The organism is Microbispora sp. H13382 (genome assembly GCF_014161445.1).
GTDB lineage: Bacteria > Actinomycetota > Actinomycetes > Streptosporangiales > Streptosporangiaceae > Microbispora.
This window is the reverse complement of the sequence record NZ_JABBXA010000031.1, coordinates 26,389-43,028: the sequence shown is the minus strand read 5'-3', so window position 1 is coordinate 43,028 and position 16,640 is coordinate 26,389. Positions and strand designations below refer to the sequence as shown.

The 16,640-nt window shown below is 70.8% G+C and carries 17 protein-coding genes; 12 read left to right on the top strand and 5 right to left on the bottom strand.

What is annotated here, in order from left to right:
- Positions 1-27: 27 nt before the first annotated feature.
- The 3 genes from HHX41_RS37705 to HHX41_RS37695 all read left to right on the top strand — a co-directional run bounded on the left by HHX41_RS37705 (position 28) and on the right by HHX41_RS37695 (position 2,830).
- On the top strand, positions 28-1,209 hold the full coding sequence (locus HHX41_RS37705) for a serine protease (RefSeq protein ID WP_182909764.1): 1,182 nt from the start codon (positions 28-30) through the stop codon (positions 1,207-1,209).
- Between the two features lie 70 nt (positions 1,210-1,279).
- The gene (locus HHX41_RS37700) at positions 1,280-1,564 is read left to right on the top strand and encodes a hypothetical protein (protein WP_182909763.1); all 285 of its coding nucleotides are present in this window, start codon (positions 1,280-1,282) and stop codon (positions 1,562-1,564) included.
- A 168-nt stretch (positions 1,565-1,732) separates the two neighbouring features.
- Positions 1,733-2,830, top strand: a complete 1,098-nt coding sequence (locus HHX41_RS37695) for a serine protease (protein ID WP_259401626.1) — start codon at positions 1,733-1,735, stop codon at positions 2,828-2,830.
- Between the two features lie 26 nt (positions 2,831-2,856).
- Here the strand turns inward: HHX41_RS37695 and HHX41_RS37690 are convergent, their stop codons facing one another.
- Positions 2,857-4,263, bottom strand: coding sequence for a hypothetical protein (locus HHX41_RS37690; protein WP_259401625.1), 1,407 nt, complete (start codon positions 4,261-4,263; stop codon positions 2,857-2,859).
- Positions 4,264-4,446: 183 nt separating this feature from the next.
- Entirely contained in the window at positions 4,447-5,610 is a 1,164-nt protein-coding gene (locus tag HHX41_RS37685) for an NADP-dependent malic enzyme (protein ID WP_211593220.1), read from the bottom strand.
- A 292-nt stretch (positions 5,611-5,902) separates the two neighbouring features.
- On the opposite strand from HHX41_RS37685, the gene HHX41_RS37680 reads away from it, so the two are divergent.
- Complete coding sequence (locus HHX41_RS37680; protein ID WP_169988170.1) at positions 5,903-6,430, top strand: CGNR zinc finger domain-containing protein; 528 nt, start codon at positions 5,903-5,905, stop codon at positions 6,428-6,430.
- 58 nt (positions 6,431-6,488) lie between these two features.
- Here HHX41_RS37680 and HHX41_RS37675 read toward each other — a convergent pair whose 3' ends face one another.
- On the bottom strand, positions 6,489-6,803 hold the full coding sequence (locus HHX41_RS37675) for a S24 family peptidase (protein ID WP_310742361.1): 315 nt from the start codon (positions 6,801-6,803) through the stop codon (positions 6,489-6,491).
- Between the two features lie 84 nt (positions 6,804-6,887).
- Here HHX41_RS37675 and sodN point away from each other — a divergent pair, with 84 nt between their 5' ends.
- The 3 genes from sodN to HHX41_RS37660 all read left to right on the top strand — a co-directional run bounded on the left by sodN (position 6,888) and on the right by HHX41_RS37660 (position 8,728).
- On the top strand, positions 6,888-7,289 hold the full coding sequence (sodN, locus tag HHX41_RS37670) for a superoxide dismutase, Ni (protein WP_169988168.1): 402 nt from the start codon (positions 6,888-6,890) through the stop codon (positions 7,287-7,289).
- Between the two features lie 213 nt (positions 7,290-7,502).
- A complete protein-coding gene (locus HHX41_RS37665; protein WP_169988166.1) occupies positions 7,503-7,928 on the top strand; it encodes an anti-sigma factor in 426 nt (141 codons plus the stop codon).
- Positions 7,928-8,728, top strand: coding sequence for an RNA polymerase sigma factor SigF (locus HHX41_RS37660; protein ID WP_169988165.1), 801 nt, complete (start codon positions 7,928-7,930; stop codon positions 8,726-8,728). Before HHX41_RS37665 ends, HHX41_RS37660 begins: the two co-directional genes overlap by 1 nt.
- Positions 8,729-8,826: 98 nt before the next feature.
- On the opposite strand, the gene HHX41_RS37655 is transcribed toward HHX41_RS37660, so the two are convergent.
- Positions 8,827-9,237 carry a hypothetical protein gene (locus tag HHX41_RS37655; RefSeq protein WP_310742360.1) on the bottom strand — a complete coding sequence of 137 codons (411 nt, stop codon included), beginning with the start codon at positions 9,235-9,237 and terminating at the stop codon, positions 8,827-8,829.
- Between the two features lie 87 nt (positions 9,238-9,324).
- Here HHX41_RS37655 and HHX41_RS37650 point away from each other — a divergent pair, with 87 nt between their 5' ends.
- Both HHX41_RS37650 and HHX41_RS37645 read left to right on the top strand, forming a co-directional pair.
- Positions 9,325-10,317 (top strand): diacylglycerol kinase family protein, encoded by a 993-nt coding sequence (locus tag HHX41_RS37650; RefSeq protein ID WP_182909762.1) that lies wholly within the window; start codon positions 9,325-9,327, stop codon positions 10,315-10,317.
- A 281-nt stretch (positions 10,318-10,598) separates the two neighbouring features.
- Positions 10,599-10,853, top strand: coding sequence for a WhiB family transcriptional regulator (locus HHX41_RS37645; RefSeq protein ID WP_169988162.1), 255 nt, complete (start codon positions 10,599-10,601; stop codon positions 10,851-10,853).
- A gap of 221 nt (positions 10,854-11,074) precedes the next feature.
- Here the strand turns inward: HHX41_RS37645 and HHX41_RS37640 are convergent, their stop codons facing one another.
- On the bottom strand, positions 11,075-12,538 hold the full coding sequence (locus HHX41_RS37640; RefSeq protein WP_169988160.1) for a PAS domain-containing sensor histidine kinase: 1,464 nt from the start codon (positions 12,536-12,538) through the stop codon (positions 11,075-11,077).
- A gap of 661 nt (positions 12,539-13,199) precedes the next feature.
- Here HHX41_RS37640 and HHX41_RS37635 point away from each other — a divergent pair.
- The 3 genes from HHX41_RS37635 (at position 13,200) to HHX41_RS37625 (ending at position 16,608) form a co-directional block, all read left to right on the top strand.
- Positions 13,200-13,928: a GntR family transcriptional regulator gene (locus HHX41_RS37635; RefSeq protein WP_079316286.1), complete on the top strand. Its 729-nt coding sequence runs from the start codon at positions 13,200-13,202 to the stop codon at positions 13,926-13,928.
- 25 nt (positions 13,929-13,953) lie between these two features.
- Entirely contained in the window at positions 13,954-14,676 is a 723-nt protein-coding gene (gene bioD, locus HHX41_RS37630) for a dethiobiotin synthase (protein WP_182909761.1), read from the top strand.
- A gap of 285 nt (positions 14,677-14,961) precedes the next feature.
- Complete coding sequence (locus tag HHX41_RS37625) at positions 14,962-16,608, top strand: acetolactate synthase (protein WP_169988156.1); 1,647 nt, start codon at positions 14,962-14,964, stop codon at positions 16,606-16,608.
- The last annotated feature ends 32 nt before the right edge of the window (positions 16,609-16,640 follow it).

Here is a 16,640-nt window from a genome sequence, read left to right as displayed (position 1 = left end):
GCGTACCACGACAGCACCTGGAGTTCTATGAGCACCCGAGTCAACCGTCTGATCGTCCCCATCGGGGGTGTGGCCGCGGCCGGCCTCATCGGGGCCACCATCGCGGTCCCGGCGCAGGCGGCCGGTGACACGGCCTCCGACCCCCTGGCCGCGAGCGGCATCGCCGCGAAGAACGTCATCGCCTACTGGCTCAACCAGAAGGCCTCCAACCTGGTCCGCGCCACCCCGTACGGGTACGAGAGCCGGGTCAGCGCCAAGCACGTCTCGACCGGCGGGCCGTCCGCCGACAGCAAGCCCGGCACCGTCTCGCCCACCGGCGGCGGCAAGTCGGGCGGCTCCCTGAAGAACGTGAACCTGCCGCGCACCACCGGCAAGGTCTTCTTCCGCGGCGGCGACGGCAGGCCGCACTGGTGCAGCGCGACCTCCGTCCAGTCGAAGTACGGCAACCTGGTCGCCACGGCCGGGCACTGCGTATACGACACCAAGACGAACAAGGCCACCCTGGACCGCTGGGTCTTCATCCCCGGCTACTACCAGGGCAAGGCGCCGTGGGGCATCTACGTCGGCAAGACGGCCTACACGCACTACGACTTCGACGTCTACGAGGACGGCGACCGCGACTACGCCTTCGTGACCGTCTACAACGGCATCAAGGCGGGGCGCGGCGGCGACCTGCGCAACATCGCCGAGTGGAACTGGAAGCAGGTCGACAGGAAGACCTACCTCAAGTACGACCGCTTCATCCGCAAGAGCCAGGGCGGCAAGTACTACGTCGTCAAGTTCACCGACGTCGGCCGGCTCGAGAACAACGTCGGCGGCCAGGGCCTGGCCTACAACCAGAAGGTCGGCAGCTCGGTCTACGTGTTCGGCTACCCGAGCGGGTCGCACCCGGACGGCAACCACGCCTTCACCGGCCAGACCCTCAAGTGGTCGTACGGCAAGACCTTCGCCGCCAAGGCCCCCGCGGTCAAGGGCGAGGAGCTCGTGGGCGTCAAGTCGTCCTTCACCGGTGAGGGCTCCTCGGGCTCGTCGTGGCTGCTGAGGTACAGCAGCGCCAAGCGGCTCGGCTACCTCAACGGCGTCACCAGCGGCGTCTCCGACACCGACGGCAACAAGCGGATCGACACCAGCGTCTCTCCGTACTTCGACGGCGAGACCTACGGCGTCTACAAGGCCGCCGCCAACAACTGGTCCGGCTCGATCGCCTGAGTCGCGCGGACGCCCGGCGCCGCCCCCCGGGTGGCATGCTGAGCGGACGGCGATCACGAGGAGATCAGCGATGACCCACCCTTCCGGAACGCAGCCCGCCCCCCGGCGAACCCCCCTCGACGCGGAGGAGAGGGTGCGAAGCGAGGTCAACTTCTCGCAGCTCGTCGCCGAACACCTCGTGGCGAAGGGCCGGTTCAGGATCACCGCCGACAGCCCGGAGATGGTGGATCTGTGGCAGACGGTCGCCCGCAGGGTGGGTGAGATGCTGCAGCGGCCGGTGGTCAGCTACGCCAACGGCAGGGACATCGTCATCACGTTCGCCCAGCGGACTCCGAACCTCACGACCCAGTCCTGAGGCACCCCCCAGGAAGTGCCCCGCCGCGCCGCGGCGGGGCACTTCGGCGTTCCGGGGACGACGACGAGCGTCCGCGTTGTTTTCCCGACTTGATCCCCATCGCTGTATGTTCCTTCGCAGCCCGTTCACGTGTGGGGCGCGGGAGACGTCACACAGCAAGGAGATCCGTTGAAGCGCATCCTCCCCCCGCTGTGGGGTGCGGCGGCGACGGCCGCGTTGCTCGTCACCGGGACGGCGGTGCCCGCTCACGGCTACGAGATCACCGTGACGACGCCCCTCGCTTCCGGCGCGAAGGTGGCTTCGGTGCTCGCCTACTGGCTGAGGGACGGCGGTCGCCCGCTCACCGGCGCGACTCCCGCGTCCGCGCCGACCGGGATCGAGGCCACCCCTGTCACGGCCGACGGCGCCGCTCCCAGCGGCGTCCGGGGCGTGGTGCCCGCCGCCGCCGGGGTCAAGCGGGCCACCGGCCCCTCGAAGAACGTCAACCTGCCGAGGACGACGGGCAAGGTCTTCTTCGTCGGCTCGGACGGCCGCCCCCACTGGTGCGCGGGCACGTCCGTACAGTCCGACCACCGCAATCTCGTGGCGACGGCCGGGCACTGCGTGTACGCCGCACGGTCCGCGGCGGGCTCCACCGCCACACCCCACCGAAACTGGATCTTCATTCCGGGCTTCGCCGGCGGCGGCGCACCGTGGGGCGTCTACGCCGGCGACCAGGCCTTCGCCCACAGTGACTTCACCAGGTACGGCGACCTGGACCGCGACTACGCGTTCGTCAGCGTCCACGCCGGCGTGCTGCCCAAGCGCGTCGCGCTGCGGAACGCCGCGCAGTACGCCGGGTTCTCCGGCGGCCCCAAATACCGGACCGCGACCGGCTACACCGGCGTCCGGCTGCTCCCCGCGGGGCGTCTCGGCGACAAGGTCGGCGGGCAGGGCCTCGCCTACAACCTGCCGGTCGACCGGCCGCTCGCGATCTTCGGCTACCCCCTGCGGGCCTCCGCGCGTCCCGCGGACGGGCTCATCCGGGCGTACCGCAGGCCCTTCCTGGCCCAGGACCTGTCGAGGAGCGCGAACGAACTGGTCGCCGTGCGCTCGGCCTTCGCCGCCGCATCCGGGTCGCCGTGGCTGGCCGCCTACCGCGGCGTACGCGGCCTGGGGTACCTGAACGGCCTGACCATCGGGCTCTCCGGCGCGGGCACCGGCCTGTCGCCGTACTTCGACGGGGAGCTGTTCCAGGTCTACAACGCGGCCCGGCGCGCCGGCTGAGGGGGCCGGCCCCGGCGTGGCGGCCCTCAGACGCCGACCGCCTCCTTGGCCGCGGTCTGCCTGCTCGTGCTCTCCCTGTTCCCCGCGCGGCCCCGGCCGCGCTCCAGCAGCTCCGCCACCCGCGGCTCCGCGGCGTACGGCGCGAACCGGCGGCACATGTCCGCCACGTACGTCCGGGTTCGCGCCGAGTGGATGTTGTCGGCGAGGTCGAGGGCCGACGACGCCGCCTGGCACGCCTCCTCCAGCTCGCCCTCCTGGATGAGGGCCGTGGCGAGCAGCGAGAGGTTGAACATCTTGCCCCGCACGTAGCGCCCGTCCATCACCAGCGAACGCCGGGCCTGCCGTACGGCCCGCGCCCCGTCGCCGAGGTCGCGCAGGCAGTGGGCCGACTTCGCGGCCAGGTAGGCCTCGTCGAAGTAGCCGATCCAGCCGGGCTCGTTCTGCGGCGTCCGCCGGTCGAAGGCGGCCTCCGCCTCGTGCAGCGCGCCGCCGGACGCCGTGCGCTCCCCGAGCAGGGCCAGGGCGTGCGCCTCCAGCACCCGGGCCTCGGCCAGCAGCGACCCGACCCCCGAGCGCCGGGCCGCCGCCACCGCCGCCCTGGCCAGCTCCAGACCGTGCCGGGGATGCCCGATGTAGACGGCCTGGTGGCTCATCCCGGCCAGGATCTCGCCGCACAGGGCGTGGTCGCCCGCGCCGCGCGCCAGGCCGAGCGCCTGGATCAGGTAGCGCTGGGCCAGCCCGTGCTGCTCCAGGTCGTAGGCCATCCATCCCGCCAGCCGGGTCAGCTCGGCCGCCGCGGTCGCCAGCGAGCGCCCGGTGGCCTCGCCGTACGCGCCCTCGCGCAGCAGCGGCGTCACGGCGGTGTGCAGGTAGCGCACGACCGGGCCGCGGATGCTGCCGCCGCCGAACCGGTTGTCCAGCTCGCCGAACGACCGGGTGACCTCGCGAATGGCGGCCACGTCCGAAGGTCCGACGCGGCGCGGCCCGTTCGCGGAGAGCCGCTCCCCGTCGGGCGCCGCCAGCCAGCGGACGATGCCCGCCGAACCCGCTCCCAGGGCGAAAGTGGAGTCGAGCAGGAACCTGCGCCGCTCGACGTCGGCCCTCCACAGTGCTGTCACGCTTGCCACACCCTCCTCCCACGAATGGGGGAACTCCCGTCCCAGATCGAGGGGGACCGTTCCACGCGGCATGCCGATGTCCTCCCTGGACACCTGCCGCCCCAGCCGCAGCGAGAAGATCTCCGCCAGCAGGCCGGGAACCGGTTCGCGCGGGCGGCGTCCGCCGATCCAGCGCAGCACGGAACCGTGGTCGTACCGCATCCCCCGCAGCCCCCGGGCCAGGCCGAGACCGTTGAGCCGGCGGGCCAGACCCTTGCGGGACAGTCCGGCTTCGGTGAGGTGCTGCTGGAGCAGGCGGTTGGGGTCACGTCGCATCGCTCTCCAACCGGGACAGGCAATAGCCGATTTGGTTACGGAGAGCTTTCTTTATAGCACTAACCGTGAGGACCTAAAGGCATTCCCAAATGTTTACGTGCCTAGACAGGGAGAAGGCGAAGGGCCGCGCACCGCGTGATCGCGCGGCTCGCGGCCCTTCGGCGTCCGGTGGTGGCCGGAGGACTACTTGCGGATGACGCCGTCCTCCCGGGCCTGCCGCGCGACGGCGGCGATCACGGCGGGGGCGACCCGGGCGTCGAACGGCGAGGGAATGACGTAGTTCTCGGTGACGTCGTCGCCGACCACGGCCGCCAGCGCGTCCGCCGCGGCCACCTTCATGTTCTCCGTGATCGTCGTCGCGCGGACGTCGAGCGCGCCGCGGAAGACCCCGGGGAAGGCCAGCACGTTGTTGATCTGGTTGGGGTAGTCGGACCGCCCGGTGGCGACCACGCGGGCGTGCCTGCCCGCCGCCGCGGGGTCCACCTCCGGTGTGGGATTGGACAGCGCGAACACGATCGAGTCCGGCGCCATCGACGCGATGGCCCGCTCCGGAACGGTCGACCCGGACAGGCCGACGAACACGTCGGCGCCGGCGAGCGCCTGCTCGGTGGACCCGGACAGGCCGAGCTTGTTGGTGTCGCGGGCCAGCGCCCGCTTGACCGGGTTCAGGTCCTCGCGACCGGCGTGGATGACTCCCTTGGAGTCCGAGACCGCGATGTCGCCGATCCCGGCGTTCAGCAGGATCCGCGACACGGCGACGCCGGAGGCTCCGGCGCCGGCCACCACCGCGCGCAGCTCGCCGAGGGACCGCCCGGTGAGGCGGGCCGCGTTGCGCAGCGCGGCCAGGACCACGATCGCCGTGCCGTGCTGGTCGTCGTGGAAGACGGGGATGTCGAGAAGCCCCCGCAGGCGCTCCTCGACCTCGAAGCAGCGGGGGGCGCTGATGTCCTCGAGGTTGATGCCGCCGAACGACGGCGCGAGCCTGACCACGGTCTCGACGATCGCGTCCACGTCGGTGCAGTCGATGCAGATGGGCACCGCGTCGACGCCGGCGAACTGCTTGAACAGCAGGGCCTTGCCCTCCATCACGGGCATGGCGGCGGCGGGCCCGATGTCGCCGAGCCCCAGGACCGCGGTGCCGTCGGAGACCACGGCCACGACGTTGGAGACCCAGGTGTAGTCGTTGACCAGGTCGGGGTTGTCGGCGATGGCGGTGCAGACGCGGGCGACCCCGGGCGTGTACGCGAGCGACAGGTCGTCGGCGTCGCGGACCGGGACGGTGGAGCGGACCTCCAGCTTGCCACCGCGGTGCAGGGCGAAAGCGGGATCCAGGTCGAGAGATTCCAAGGAAGAAGATGTGACGGTCACAGCGACCCCAGTGTCGAAAGGACGAGTTCCTTCGGTAGACGCCGTCAAGAGAACGAGAGCCTGGCTTCGGTAGCCGCCGGAGGCCGTCGTCGTTGACGGTCGTCTCTTGAGGGGGTACGGGGGTCACCCGTTCCCTGATTGTGCCACAGGATGTGACACGCGCCCCGGCCGGATCGGGTCACATATCGTTGCACGTTCAGGTGTTCCCCCAGGCCATCGGGCATGTAATACTCGGCTTTGCCGGTGATCTCTTACGTATTTGGGCGTCCCAGTGGACTTGACGTCTTACGCCGAGCTGGCCGTACAGCTGGTCAACATGGGCGACGAACTCAAAAACCCCTTCTCCCTGCGAGCTCTCCTGGAGGAGACGGGTCGTACGGAGGCGGCCGCGCGTCTCACCCGCCGTGACATCGACGCGCTGTGCGAGCTGCGCGACGAACTCGCGGGGGTCTTCGCGTCCGCCGCCGATGGCGACGACGTGGAGGTGGTCGAGCGGCTCAACGGGCTGCTGGTCCGTCATCCCGTGCATCCGCAGATCTCCGGGCACGACGGCCAGCCCTGGCACCTGCACCTGACCGAGGGCGGCCGGGTCGCCGACGCCCTCTCGGTCGGGTCGGTCATGGGCCTGGCCAGCGTCGTGACCCGGCTCGGCGTGGACCGGCTCGGCATGTGCCAGGCGGCGCCGTGCCGCAACGCCTATCTCGACACCTCCTCCAACCGGTCGCGCCGCTACTGCTCGGAACGCTGCGCCAGCCGGGCGAACGTGGCCGCCTACCGGGCGCGCAAGCGGGGCGCCTGAGCCAGGCGCAGGACGGCCCGGCAGAAGGGCCCATGGAAGGGCCCGTGGGAGGGCTCGGTCAGGCGGCCGGCGCGGGGAAGCGCAGCGCGGGCCTGGGCCAGTAACGCAGCACGACCCTGCCCACGACGTCCTCCTCGGGCACCGCGCCGAAGTCCCAGCTGTCCCGGCGCCCCGGGGCCGACTGGTTGTCGCTCTCCAGCCACCAGCCGTCGCCCGTGAGCCGGAAGGCCCGCTTGACGATCAGCCCGTGCGGCCGCCTGGCGACCACCAGGTCTCCGGGACGGATCGGGGCGCCGCGCCGTACCAGCAGCCAGTCTCTAGGTCGCAACGCGGGCAGCATCGAATCGCCGGACACGCACACGGCGGTGAGCACATCCCCCTCCGCACAGTGATTTCGAGACGAGTAAGGTCGGTCCTGGAACAGTGCTGTCACCAGCATTCCTAAGGAAGGATTCCGATGCTCGCACGACTGCTGCGACCCCGGCACGAGGCGTCCGCCCACTGCGACCTGCCGTGCGGGGTCTACGACCCGGCGCAGGCCCGCATCGAGGCCGAGTCGGTGAAGGCGATCATTAAGAAGTACGCCGACAACGACGACCCGGTCTTCAGGACCCGCGCGCTGATCATCAAGGAACAGCGGGCCGAGCTGGTCAAGCATCACCTGTGGGTGCTGTGGACCGACTACTTCAAGCCCCCGCACCTCGAGCAGTACCCCCAGCTTCACCAGCTCTTCTGGGACGCCACGAAGCTGGCCGGCGCCGCCGGGGCCAAGGGGACCGTGGACCCCGCCCTGGCCGACGACCTCCTCGCGAAGATCGACGAGATCGCCAAGATCTTCTGGGAGACCAAGGCCGCCTGAGCCTCGGAACCTCGGGCCCCGCACGGCTTTCAGGGCCGCGCGGGGCCAGATCACCCCAAGGCCCATACAAACTCCATATTCGGTAGCACGGAATTTACGTGCAGGTACCTCCAAGGATCGCCACAATCAGCGCGTCCGCCCGGGGCGGCACCGCGCGAGTGGCGGTAAGTTGCAGTCAGCGGCACTCAGCCGGCTGAAGAGGCGAGGAGGAACGTGACCGAGGAAACCGAGACGCCTGCGGTGGATCTGACCGGGATTCGCGATGCTGTGAGTGTCCGGCTGCCCGCCGTGAGCGCCTACCTGTCCGTGCTGCGCACGGCCACCGCCGGGCTCGCCGCACGGCTCGACTTCACCCTCGACCAGATCGAGGACCTGCGCATCGCCGTCGACGAGGCGTGCGCCATGTTGCTGCGGCACGCCGTGCCCGGAACGGATCTCCTCGCGGAGTTCGAGCTCACGGGCCCGGAGATGACAGTCCGCGTCGAGGTCAACACGCTCGGGGTCAGCTCGCCCAACCGGGAGGACTTCGCCTGGATGGTGCTGACCGCGCTGGCCGACGACGTGGACGCCATCTCCGACCACGCCGACCACCTGGCGATCGTGCTGCGTAAGCGCCGGAGTACGGCGAGGCCGTCGTGATGACGGAAAGGACGAGTGCGATGACCTCCGGCGACTCGGCGGTGCCGGACCGCGTACGCGCCCGCACACTCTTCGCCGAGCTGTCGGAGCTCCCGTCGGACGACCCGAGGCGGCAGCGCATCCGCGACGAGCTGGTCGAGCTCCACCTGCCTCTGGTGGAGTACCTGGCCCGTCGCTTCCGCAACCGGGGCGAGTGGCTCGACGACCTCACGCAGGTCGCCACGATCGGGCTGATCAAGTCGATCGACCGGTTCGACCTCGCCCGCGGCGTGGAGTTCTCCACGTACGCCACTCCGACCATCGTCGGCGAGATCAAGCGGCACTTCCGCGACAAGGGCTGGGCGGTCCGCGTGCCGCGCAGGCTCCAGGAGCTGAAGCTCTCGCTCACCAAGGCGATAAGCGAGCTGTCGCAGCGGGAGAGCCGCGCGCCCACGGTCGCCGAGCTCGCCGCGCACCTCGGCATGAGCGAGGAGGAGGTCCTGGAGGGCCTGGAGTCGGCCAACGCCTACTCCACCGTGTCGCTCGACGCGCCCGACTCCGGCGACGACGACGCGCCCGCCGTGTCCGACTCGCTCGGCATCGTGGACGAGTCGCTGGAGGGTGTGGAGTACCGCGAGTCGCTCAAGCCGCTGCTCGAGCGCCTGCCTCCGCGCGAGAAGCGGATCCTGCTGCTGCGTTTCTTCGGCAACATGACGCAGTCGCAGATCGCCACCGAGCTGGGGATCTCGCAGATGCACGTGTCCCGGCTGCTCGCCCGGACGCTGGCCCAGCTCCGCGAGGGCCTCACCGCCGAGGACTGAGCGGAAACCCATCAGAGCCCGGACGATCGGACGATCGCCAGGCAGACGACCGCGACGCCGCGCTCCCCCCGGCGGCGCCCGGTCACCGATCGCACGGCTCAGGACGCGCCGGGTGCGCCGTCCTCGCCCATGAGGGCGTGTGTGGAGGTCGGTGCGAGCAGGGTGACCAGGGCGACCGCCGCCGCGGCGATGAGCGGGACGCCGAAGGCGTACTGCGCCGACTGGATGAGGCTGATCGCCACCGGAAGGGCGAATATCTGCGTCGTCACGGCCGGGCCCCGGCTCCAGCGCAGCACCAGCCACAGGCCCCGGGCCACCCAGAGCAGCAAAGCGCCGCCGAGCACGCCGAATCCGGCCACGGCGATGCTGGTGATCACGTCGGTGGGCTCGCCGATGACGGTCTCGACGCCGACGTAGCCGCCCAGGACGAGGGCGAGCAGGCCTTCTGCGGCCAGGAGAGCGGCGGCCACGGTGAGTGTGCCGGGACGGCCCACGGAACTGCTGATCACACCGCCCAACCCTACCCGCAGCGGCGTGCGCCCCACTGAGCAGGCGTCACCCGGCGCGAGCGGTAAACCGTTCGTTAACCTTCAGGCATGCGGGCACTCCTCCTCGTCAATCCCAAGGCGACCTCGACGCACCGGCGTACCCGGGACGTACTGATCCGGGCGCTCGGCGCCGCCGTCGATCTGTCGGTCGAGGAGACCGCCTACCGTGGCCACGCGACCGCGCTCGCGGCCACCGCGCACGCCAAGGGCTTCGACGCGGTGGCGGTCCTCGGCGGCGACGGCACGATCAACGAGACCGTCAACGGCCTGCTCGACGCCCATCCCGGCGGTGGCGCGACCGACCGGCCCGCTCTCATCGTCATTCCCGGCGGCAGCGCCAACGTCTTCGCCCGCGCTCTCGGGCTGCCCAACAACCCGGTCGAGGCGACCGGAGCCGTCCTGGAGGCGCTACGGGAAGGACGCCGCCGCACCATAGGTTTGGGACAGGCGATTTGGCATGACGAGGTTTCGGGCCCGGATCCGGGGGCAGGTGCGCCACCTGACCAGCAAAGGTCTAGATATTTCACATTTTGTGCTGGGCTGGGATACGACGCCGAAGTCGTCCGAGCCGTCGAGGGCCTGCGGAGCGCGGGACATCGCGCCCTGCCCGCCCTCTACGTGAACACGACGGTGCGCCACTTCTTCGTGACGGACCGTCGACGGCCGGCGATCCGGCTGACCCGTCCCGGCCGGCCGCCAGAGGATGGGATCTTCATGGCGATCGTGTCCAACACGTCGCCGTGGACGTACGCCGGCACACGTCCGATCAACCCGACGCCGTGGGCCGGTTTCGAGACGGGGCTCGACATGCTCGGGCTCCGCAAGATGAGCCTGCCGGCCGTGCTCGCGCTCGTCCGGCAGATCATCGGCGAACACCGGGGATTGCCACGCGGTAAAAACCTCGTTCAGATCCATGACGAGGCCGAGTTCACTCTCCTCGCCTCCCGCCCGGTCGCCTTCCAACTCGACGGCGACTACCTGGGAGAACACGAGTGGGTGATCTTTCGCGCTATCCCGGACGCGTTACAAGTTCTCGTCTGACCTGTTACAGGTAGTCATAGTGTGACGCATCCGACAGCCACGACGGGCAAAACCTTGTCCCAAACCTCTTGTGTGGTGTTGGTACGGCTGAAAAGCTGAACACGACGTCGGAACGTAGGACCTTTACGGAGACCACAGCCTCCGTAAGGAGCCCCGGCGATCACGCGGACACTCCCGGCCCCTCACCCAGGATCCGGGTCGGTGTTCGCAGCAATTAGTGAAAGAAATCACAAAGTTGACGAGGAGCCACGGTGGCTCCACTTTACGAAGGAGTGGAACGCATGGACTGGCGCCACCGCGCTGCCTGCCGTGACGTGGACCCCGAACTGTTCTTCCCGATCGGGAACACTGGTCCGGCGCTCATGCAGATCGAAGAGGCCAAGCAGGTATGCGGGCGATGCACGGTCGCCGAGTCCTGCCTCAAGTGGGCCCTCGAGTCGGGCCAGGACGCCGGAGTCTGGGGCGGGCTCAGCGAGGATGAGCGCCGCGCCCTCAAGCGCCGTACGGCGCGCGCCCGCGCCCGCGCCGCCGTCTGACTCCCCCGCCGCACGCGAACGCCTTCGGTGGATGCCGGCCATGGCATTCACCGAATCGCGGGGCACCTGACCCCGGCCGGGACGGCCGAGGAGCCTCCCGCCCATAGGGCCGTCTGTCCACCAAAACATCGCGTCCACTATGGCATCCCCCACAACGGTCCCGCACAGCGGGTCCCCTGTGGCGCCTCCCGCGTCCCTTGAGGAGAGACGCCGGCGAGAGATCAGCCGGACTGCATCGGGATACTGAGGCTGACCTCGGTGCCCCCGCCCTCTCTCCCCGCGACGCCCAGCCGGCCCGACAGCTCGCCGACGACCAGCGTACGGACGATCTGGAGCCCGAGGCTGCCGGTGGCCTCGAGGTCGAAGTCCTCGGGTAGCCCCCTGCCGTCGTCGGCCACCGCGAACTCCAGCCGGTCGGCGTCCCGGGAGACCACGACCTGCACGTTTCCCGAGCAGTGGGCGAACCCGTGCTCGACCGCGTTCTGCAGCAGCTCGGTGAGCACCATGGCGATGGGGGTCGCGACCGCGGCGGGCAGCACGCCGAAGCTGCCGACCCGCTTGATCGTCACCTGCGCGACCGCCACCTCCGCTGTCATCGCGATGACCCGGTCGGCGATGTCGTCGAACTCGACCATCTCCTCCGGCATCTGGGCGAGGATCTCGTGGACGATCGCGATCGAGCCGACCCGCCGTACGGCCTCGTTCAGCGCCTCCTGGCCCTCGGGGTTGTTGAGCCGCCGCGCCTGAAGCCGCAGCAGCGCGGCCACGGTCTGCAGGTTGTTCTTGACCCGGTGGTGGATCTCGCGGATCGTCGCGTCCTTGGTGAGCAGTTCCCGCTCGCGCCGACGCAGCTCGGTCACGTCGCGAATCAGCACCAGCGCCCCGATGCGGCCGCCGCCGACGATCAGTGGGATCGCCCGCAGCTGCACGACCGTGCCGCCGTTTTCCACCTCGGTCTCCCGCGGGGCCCGGCCGCTGGCGACGACCATCAGATCCTCGTTGATCGGCTCGTCGGAGTAGCACAGGTCGGCGGTCGTCTTCCCCAGGTCCGCCCCCACCAGGTCGGCGTGCAGGCCGAGCCTGCGGTAGGCCGACAGCGCGTTGGGCGAGGCGTAGGTGACCCGCCCGGCCTTGTCCAGGCGGAGCAGGCCGTCGCCCACCCGGGGCGACCTGACCAGGATCGGCTCCTCCTCCGCGAAGGGAAACCTTCCGTCGGCCACCATCTGCGCCAGGTCGGACGCGCTCTGCAGATAGGTCAGCTCCAGCCGGGACGGAGTGCGCGCCGACGACAGGTTGGTCGAGCGCTGGATGACCCCGATGATCGGGCCGTCCTTGCCCCGCCGCACCGGGATCGTCTCCTCGCGCACCGGCACGCCGCTGGACCAGTCTGGGTCGCCCTCCCTGCAGATGCGGTGCTCGCTCCAGGCCACGTCGATCAGGGGCCGCTCCCCGGCCTCGACCGACATGCCCACGACGTCGTCGTGGTAGACGGTCGGACCGGTCGTCGGCCGCATCTGGGCCACCGCCACCCACCTCGTGCCGCCCTGGTCGGGAACCCACAGGATGAGGTCCGCGAACGACAGGTCGGCGAGCAACTGCCAGTCCGAGACCAGCGAGTGGATCCAGTCGACGTCGGCGGAATCGAGCGCGGTGTGGCGCGACACGAGGTCGCTGAGAGTCGGCACGAGTGCATGATGCGCCGCCGTCCGGGTCGAAAGCGAATCGACCATCGCGACCTGGCAAGATGCACCTCATGACAGGGTCGACGGACAGAGTTCGCGCGGCCGCCGCCGAGCGTGGGGCGGCGGGCCTCGCCGGGTGTGGGGAGAGTGTGAGAACCGTCACGTTGCCGAGGTCGCCGGGCGCTCAGGGCGGCGCCGTCCCGGGCGCCCCCGAGTTGGTCGGCACACTCCCGGACACGGCCCGGTCGTTCACCCTCGGCACCGGCCGCGCCCCGGCCCGTGCTGGTGTCGCCCCGGATGTCCTGGATGTCCTAGATGTCCCGGAAATCACCGCTGACCTGCCCGGACGTGCGCTGCAGCGGACTCGGGAGCCGGCCGCCGCGGCCCGTGAACCCGGGCTGGAGATGACCGATCCGCCGGCCGCCGTGGGAGCGGTCGTGCCCGGCCCGCCCCCGCTCGCACCCGGAGTGGGAGCCCTGCGTGCGGACCGGGGCGTCCGCATGGGATGCTTCCGCCCACCATCGGTGCCTCGGTGCCGGTCCTGTCCGCGGTTGACCGCGGGGGCCGATTTGAGGTCCGATGATCTCGCGGTGGTCCGGGGTGCGCTCACCGCTGTGGCCGAGTTGACGATGTTGCCTGAGTTGGGCGAGTTGAGGGTGGACAGGTGACGGAGCACAGCGAGGACTCTCCCCGGGTTCCGAAGTACTACGACGTGAAGCGCAGTCTCCTGGAGCTCACCAAGAGCCTGCCCGCGGGCAGCGCGCTCCCGCCCGAGCGCACCCTGGCCGTACGGTTCGAGACCTCCCGGACGACGGTCCGGCAGGCGCTGTCGGAGCTGGTGGTCGAGGGGAGGCTGCTGCGCATCCAGGGCAAGGGCACCTTCGTCGCCCAGCCCAAGGTCGCCCAGGTCCTCCAGCTCACCTCGTACACGGGTGACCTGCGCACGGTCGGCCTGGAGCCGGACACCAAGATCCTCGATATCAGCTACATCACTGCCGACGAGGCGCTCGGACGGCGGCTGGCCATCAACCCCGGCGGCAGGGTCCTGCGGATCCACCGCCTGCGCCTGGCCAACGGCGAGCCGATGTCGATCGACACCACGCACCTGTCCGCCCGGCGGTTCCCGCGCCTGCGGCGCGAGCTGGAGGTGCACTCGTCGCTGTACGAGACCCTGCACAACGCCTACAACGTACGGCTGACCGACGCCGAGGAGGTCATCGAGACCGTGCTCGCCACGCCGTACGACGCGCAGGTGCTGGGGGTGGACGTCGGCCTGCCCATGCTGCTGCTGACCCGGCACGCCTTCGACGCCGACGGCAACCCCGTCGAGTACGCCCAGTCGCTCTACCGCGGCGACCGCTACAAGTTCGTCACCCGCCTCCGCCGCCCGTAAGCAGGAAGGCTCTACCCTCCCGGGCATGAGTGTTCTCATCGTGACCGGGACGGACACCGGGGTCGGCAAGACGGTGGTGACGGCGGCGCTCGCCGTGCTGGCCGGGGAGCGAGGCGCGACGGTCGCGGTGGTGAAGCCGGCCCAAACCGGGGTGGCGGCCGGGGAGCCCGGGGACCTCGACGAGGTGATCCGCCTGTCGGGGGTGTCGACGACCTTCGAGATGACGCGCTATCCCGACCCGCTCTCCCCCGCCGCGGCGGCCCGCGCCCGCGGCCTGCCGACGGTGTCGCTCACGTCGGCGGCGGCCCGGATCGAGGAGCTGGCCGAGTCGCACCGGCTGGTGCTCGTCGAGGGCGCAGGGGGCCTGCTGGTCCGCTACGACGAGGAGGGCGGCACACTCGCGGACCTGGCGCGGCGGCTGCACGCCCCCGTCCTCGTGGTGGCGCGCGCCGCGCTGGGCACGCTCAACCACACGGCGCTGACGCTCGAAGCCATGGCGGGCAGGGGCCTCGACCTGGCGGGCGTGGTGATCGGGTCCTGGCCGGCCGATCCGGGGCTCGCCGAGCGGTCGAACGTCGCCGACCTGGAGATGCTCGCCGCTCGGCCCTTGTCAGGCGCGATGCCGGAGGGCGCGGGCGCGCTCGGCCGGGAGGCGTTCACCCGCGCCGCCCGCGCCGGACTGGCTCCCGCGCTCGGCGGCATGTTCGACCCGGCCAGATTCCGCTCGACCCTCAAGCTGCCCCTGTGACGGGGAGGGCCGCGTGAAGACCGACGTCCTGGAGAGTGGGCCGCGCGCCGGAGCGCGACCTGGAGCTGCTCGCCGACCTCAAGATGCCCGTCAAGGCGCTCTCCCAGACCCTCTGAAGACCGCCGGCGGGCGCTCGGACGGCGGGCGGCTGGAATCCCACGCCCTGCGAGCGGAGTAGCCGGGGCCGCATCGGGCATCAGCGGAGGTGACCGACGTTCTCCTGAGGCTGGAGGGCATTGGCCATCCATCTGTTCCCATATGTGACCGACTGGTAGGTTTCACGGTATGGAGTCCCCCAAACACGCAGGCGACATCGCGGTCGCCGTCTCCCAGGCCTACGGCGTGGACACCATGTTCACGCTGTCCGGCGGGCACGTCTTCCCCCTGTACGACGGGGCCGTCCACCAGAACATGCGCATCATGGACGTGCGCCACGAGCAGAGCGCGGTGTTCGCGGCCGAGGCGACCGCCCGGCTGACCCGCAAGCCCGGCCTCGCCGTGCTCACCGCCGGCCCCGGCGTCACCAACGGCGTCTCGGGGGTCGCCACCGCCCACTTCAACGGCTCACCGCTCGTCGTGCTGGGCGGGCGCGCCCCGCGCTCGCGCTGGGGCTCGGGGGCCCTGCAGGAGATGGACCATCCGCCGCTGTTCGAGCCCATCACCAAGCTCGCCTTCACCGGGTCGGGCGCGGACTCCATCGGGCAGGACGTCGAGATGGCGTTCCGGACCGCCCTGGCCCCGCACCGCGGCCCGGTGTTCCTGGACTTCCACATGGACGACCTGTTCTCCCCGTCGCCCGAGTACGTCTCGGAGACGCTGACCCCGTCGCCGCTGGAGCCCGACCCCGAGTCCCTCGCCGGCATCGCGCGGCTGCTCGCCGAGGCCGAGCGCCCGATGCTCGTGCTCGGCTCGGACGTGTGGATGGAGCGCGCCGAGGAGGCGGCCCGGGACTTCGCCGAGGAGTGGCGGCTGCCCGTCGTGCCGAACGGGCAGGGCCGGGGCATCCTGCCCGCCGGGCACGACCTGCTCGTCACCCGCGCCCGGGGCGTCGCCTTCGGCCAGGCCGACCTCGTCATCGTGGTCGGCACCCCGCTCGACTTCCGGCTCGCGTACGGCTGGTTCGGCGGCAAGGAGGGCGCGCCTCTCGCCAGGGTCGTCCACATCGCCGACGCGCCCTCCCAGCTCGCCACGCACACCGGCCTGTCCGGCTCGGCCGCCGGTGACCTGTCGGTCATCTTCTGGGGCCTGTCGGCGGCCTGCGGGGCCGCCGGGGTGAACCCCAAGGCGTACGAGCCGTGGGTGAGCAGGCTGGGCGAGACCGCGGCGGCGGCGATCGCCGAGGACGCGGCCCTGCTGGAGTCGGACGCCGACCCGATCCACCCGATGCGCATCTATGGCGAGCTGAACAAGGTGCTCGCCGACGACGCGGTCGTCATCGGCGACGGCGGCGACTTCGTCTCCTACGCCGGCAAGTACGTCGAGCCGAGGCGGCCGGGCAACTGGCTCGACCCCGGCCCGTACGGTTGCCTCGGCACCGGGCTCGGCTACTCCATCGCGGCCCGGCTGGCGAGGCCGTCCTCGCAGGTCGTGCTGCTGCTCGGCGACGGCGCGGCGGGCTTTTCGCTGATGGACGTCGACACGCTGGTCCGCCACCGCCTGCCGGTCGTCATGATCTGCGGTAACAACGGCATGTGGGGCCTGGAGAAGCACCCCATGCAGATGCTGTACGGCTACGACGTGGCGGCCGAACTCCAGCCGCAGTGCCGCTACGACCAGGTGGTCACCGCGCTCGGCGGCGGCGGGGAGCTCGTCACGTCGCCGGCCGAGATCGGGCCGGCGCTGCGCCGCGCGTTCGACTCCGGCGTGCCCTACCTGGTGAACATCGCCACGGACCCGGCGATCGCCTACCCGCGCAACACCACAGGAGTGTGACCCGCGCAGGAGCCCCGCGTGGTCGCGCGGGG

Bases quoted from the DNA above. Each gene is read 5' to 3' on its own strand.
- HHX41_RS37660 (WP_169988165.1), top strand. From the start codon at position 7,928: ATGACGGAAAGGACGAGTGCGATGACCTCCGGCGACTCGGCGGTGCCG.
- HHX41_RS37700 (WP_182909763.1), top strand. From the start codon at position 1,280: ATGACCCACCCTTCCGGAACGCAGCCCGCCCCCCGGCGAACCCCCCTC.
- HHX41_RS37650 (WP_182909762.1), top strand. From the start codon at position 9,325: ATGCGGGCACTCCTCCTCGTCAATCCCAAGGCGACCTCGACGCACCGG.
- bioD (WP_182909761.1), top strand. From the start codon at position 13,954: ATGAGTGTTCTCATCGTGACCGGGACGGACACCGGGGTCGGCAAGACG.
- HHX41_RS37645 (WP_169988162.1), top strand. From the start codon at position 10,599: ATGGACTGGCGCCACCGCGCTGCCTGCCGTGACGTGGACCCCGAACTG.
- HHX41_RS37690 (WP_259401625.1), bottom strand. From the start codon at position 4,263: ATGCGACGTGACCCCAACCGCCTGCTCCAGCAGCACCTCACCGAAGCC.
- HHX41_RS37705 (WP_182909764.1), top strand. From the start codon at position 28: ATGAGCACCCGAGTCAACCGTCTGATCGTCCCCATCGGGGGTGTGGCC.
- sodN (WP_169988168.1), top strand. From the start codon at position 6,888: ATGCTCGCACGACTGCTGCGACCCCGGCACGAGGCGTCCGCCCACTGC.
- HHX41_RS37625 (WP_169988156.1), top strand. From the start codon at position 14,962: ATGGAGTCCCCCAAACACGCAGGCGACATCGCGGTCGCCGTCTCCCAG.